This is a genomic window from Moorena sp. SIO3I8 (assembly GCF_010692325.1).
Classification (GTDB): domain Bacteria; phylum Cyanobacteriota; class Cyanobacteriia; order Cyanobacteriales; family Coleofasciculaceae; genus Moorena.
Window position 1 is genome coordinate 1 of the sequence record NZ_JAAHHW010000434.1, and the last position, 1,221, is coordinate 1,221.

Below are 1,221 nucleotides of genomic sequence, written 5' to 3' on the forward strand. Positions count from 1 at the left end.
GAGGCTACATAAGGCTTGCAGCTGTAATCCGCAAGACAATTGAAGGACCAAGTAGGCTATCGAAGACATTACTCCTGACCCGTCTAACCTCGTACTGAGTTGCCCCATCCAATTCCCGCCTTTATCTAAAGCGCCGGATTTCCTCATCACTCATTACTTCCTTGAGCCAACAGTTAAATGTTGCGTGATCTGTGAGTGGATATTGGGTTGGCTCCATTTCACCGCGACTCCGGAAACGGGGAGTTTCACCAACACCTAGATGAATATCAGACACTCCTTTCTCAAAGGCCTCACGGACAATGCTTTCTAAGCTTGACTGTCCAGGGGGCAGACCGATGCTATGGGGTTTCTTCTGGTGCTGATTGGCTGATGGTTTTGCTTGGACGTTAGTGGCTGAATTCTGACCTGTTGTGGGCACAGGGCGAGGGCGTGAGGCTACTGCGGCACCGGCTTGACTGCTTCTTGGAGCCATGGCTCTTGGTTGTGCAGGTCTCGATTGATTGCCTTGAGCAGATGCTGCTCTAGACGCTATATTCAAAGGCGGTGGTGCTGGTGCAATGCGGGGTGAGGGCTGTTGATCTGTCATCTTTCAACTACCAACTACAGTTGGGCTACGAGAATTTATTTTACAAACTCTTACTTAAAGTTTTCCCAACAGTTAGGGTTGATTATAACTTATAACAGTTCTACCGTAGGTAAGGGATTTTCGTCTTGGGTTAATGGCAGTAGGGAGTAGGGAGTAGGGAGTCGGAACCCACCCCTAACCCCTCCCAGAAGGGGAACGGGAGTCGGGAGTCGGGAGTCGGGGTAAGAAATTTGAGTGTACCTGATAAGTATAAGAAACCCTATACACCAATTTCATTTCTTCGAGCTATAAATGGTGATGAGGTGATGTGTTAATAGCACTATTTTTTGAAATTGGTCAGCTGTCACCATCTAATTGTTTGTTATTGTTTGTGATTGTTTATTTTTGAGTAAGCAGCAAAAACTCTAAAACCTTCTCCCCTGCTCAAAACTAGATTTAAGATCAGCGTGAGGGCGGGGCGCAATCCGTGAGGGCGCAAGCAAAGCGCCCCTAAGATTCAAAGCACCCCTAAGATTAGGGTTGACCAAGGGACGGGGGGTAACTCCTAATCACAAATACCTAATATGAGTAATTATGCGTAATTATCATTAATTATGCTTAATATGAGAGTAAGCATTCAGCTATCAGCTATCAGC

1 protein-coding gene is annotated in these 1,221 nt (G+C 46.4%); it reads right to left on the reverse strand.

The window, feature by feature from the left end:
* Positions 1-121: 121 nt before the first annotated feature.
* The gene (locus F6K51_RS37665; RefSeq protein WP_293031379.1) at positions 122-586 is read right to left on the reverse strand and encodes a hypothetical protein; all 465 of its coding nucleotides are present in this window, start codon (positions 584-586) and stop codon (positions 122-124) included.
* Positions 587-1,221 lie beyond the last annotated feature (635 nt).

Excerpts from the sequence above, each read along its gene's own strand:
- F6K51_RS37665 (WP_293031379.1), bottom strand. The coding sequence starts at position 586 with ATGACAGATCAACAGCCCTCACCCCGCATTGCACCAGCACCACCGCCT.